1 protein-coding gene is annotated in these 415 nt (G+C 53.5%); it reads right to left on the bottom strand.

Translation table 11 applies throughout. From position 1 onward, the window contains the following. Positions 1-96: 96 nt before the first annotated feature. Positions 97-415, bottom strand: a 319-nt coding sequence (locus tag AC1RPR_RS08380; RefSeq protein ID WP_481763497.1) for a hypothetical protein, incomplete at its 5' end; no start/stop codon positions are given.

The following is a 415-nucleotide window of genomic DNA, read 5'->3' as shown; positions in this document are numbered from 1 at the left end:
ACTGCCTGAGCAGTAGACGCGGGAGATTGAACTGTAAGTACCTGTCTGGCTAGGGACTGCGCCTTTACCGGATTACCTGCCATAGTCACCCTCGCATTAGGTTATATGGTTCAAGACAAACTGCGACGCCTTGATCGAGTTGGTAGACCATGCCTTGTTTCCGTTGGGGTCAATATCAGACAGGACCGATGCGTATGTTGGTGTTGTTCCCGAGACCGTGATTTGGGCGCTGTCTGTTTCAGCAGCTGCACTACGCAGCCCTACGCTAACCACAGGAACCGTCGTCGAAGTCTTGGTGAAGTAGGTTTCCACCAGCTGCGCGCGAGCCGAATACCCTGCCGGGATAGTGTCCGACGAAGAGTACACATCAACATCTCCAGAATTCGAGGACGCCACGTTCTTCGAACTCATGCTC

This window comes from Dellaglioa sp. CoH-57-MRSF-22, from assembly GCF_056781895.1.
The sequence above is the reverse complement of the archived record's forward strand: the minus strand, read 5'-3'. Positions and strand labels throughout refer to the sequence as shown.